The sequence below is a fragment of the Pseudogemmobacter sp. TB195 genome, assembly GCF_058313095.1.
On sequence record NZ_JBZEGG010000069.1, the window covers coordinates 2,132 to 3,571 of the forward strand.

Here is a 1,440-nt window from a genome sequence, read left to right on the forward strand (position 1 = left end):
TGCGCTGGATGCATCTGGCGGCTCAATGATCGCGGGGGCTGCAAAAGCAGGTACGCGAGCGCTGATCGAGTATATCGCCGGCGCGTTCCGGGTGCTGACCGGCGGCGGGGCATCGGCGGCTGATCAGCGCTTCTTCTGGAGGTACACAGCTTCGGCCACCTGGGCAAAGCCTGCCGGGCTGTCTGATGACACCATGGTCCATTTGGAGGCGTGGGGTGGCGGAGGTGGTGGAGCGAACGGGGGGGGTAACGCCGGTGGCGGAGGGGGGGGCGGTGGCTATGCGACCCGCGTTGTTCGTCTCGCGGATTTGCCAAGCTCCATGTCGGTGTCGGTTGCTGCTGGCGGTCTCGGCACTAACCCCGGTCAGGCTGGAGGCGACTCGACCGTAGGCACGTTCCTTATAGCGTACGGGGGCGGTGGCGGTGGTAGCGGTGGCGGCGGTGGTGCCGGTGCCTTGGGTAAAGGCGTTATTGGATCGAACGCCGGTTCTGCCGGTGGTCCGATGGGCGGGGGGCGAGGCGGAGGCGTTGATGGTACTGGCACGGCTTCTGGAGAGATCGGATCGTACTTCGGAGGGGGGGGTGGTGGAGCGGGAGCGGCTCCATCGACATCCGGAAGTGGCGCCGATGCACTCTGGGGCGGCGGAGGTGGTGCTGGTCGCGGAAACACCAATCAGGCCGGTGTGCCAGGCCAGAGCGTCTATGCTGGCAGAGGCGGAGCGCAGCAGGAGGCGGGACTGGCTCCTGCAGGTGGTGGTGGCCGTGCCGCCGCAGGCGCGCGCGGGGAAGTGAGGATCTGGATATGAGGCTGGCGGAAGTCAAAGACGGTCTGGTCGTCAATGTGATCATCGTTACGCCCGGCGATGTTCCGGAATGGTGTGCGAGCTGGCCTCAGGCGGACGAAGCCGGCCCGGGCTGGACCTATGATGGCGAGACCTTCTCGCCCCCGGAAGATCAGCCAGAAGCCTGATCAATCACCTGAATTACGACACACAGGCCCCGGTTTTCCCGGGGCATTTTCACATGCGAGGGTGGCAATGGCTGACCGCAAGATCACACAGTTCGCAGATCTGACATCAGGTCAGGCGAATGGTAACATGCAAGTGCCCGTCGCAAATCCGGCTGCGTCAGGGGGCGCCGGCAACCGGAGCATGACGCTGGCGGAGCTTCGTAAGTACACGGGCGGCAGCGCAGCCGGCGCTGAGATCGTGGCTGAGGCGGAAGAATATGCGAGGCAGGCTGAGGAAAGCGCTGCCCGCGTGGATCTCGGTGCTCTGGATGAGGCTGTCAACCAATCCGGGGCGAACGCGGCCGCTTCCGCCGGATCAGCCACCCTTGCGGAAGCCGCTGCCGATGCCGCCCTTGGCGCGGCGGGTTGGGATCAGTCCGTCCCGGATGAAGCTGCGCGCCTGGCGCTGACCGGGCTGCCGGCCAACTGGCG

Annotated in this window: 3 protein-coding genes; all 3 read left to right on the forward strand. The window is 66.0% G+C overall.

The window, feature by feature from the left end; all coding sequences use genetic code 11:
• Positions 1-25: 25 nt before the first annotated feature.
• The gene (locus AC4FS3_RS28500) at positions 26-805 is read left to right on the forward strand and encodes a glycine-rich domain-containing protein (protein WP_491023340.1); all 780 of its coding nucleotides are present in this window, start codon (positions 26-28) and stop codon (positions 803-805) included.
• Entirely contained in the window at positions 802-969 is a 168-nt protein-coding gene (locus AC4FS3_RS28505) for a hypothetical protein (protein WP_491023338.1), read from the forward strand. Before AC4FS3_RS28500 ends, AC4FS3_RS28505 begins: the two co-directional genes overlap by 4 nt.
• Positions 970-1,096: 127 nt before the next feature.
• Positions 1,097-1,440 (forward strand): hypothetical protein (locus AC4FS3_RS28510; RefSeq protein WP_491023339.1); only part of this gene is annotated, 344 nt, incomplete at its 3' end.

Coding starts and splice junctions, on each gene's coding strand:
- AC4FS3_RS28500 (WP_491023340.1), top strand. CDS start 26: ATGATCGCGGGGGCTGCAAAAGCAGGTACGCGAGCGCTGATCGAGTAT.
- AC4FS3_RS28505 (WP_491023338.1), top strand. CDS start 802: ATGAGGCTGGCGGAAGTCAAAGACGGTCTGGTCGTCAATGTGATCATC.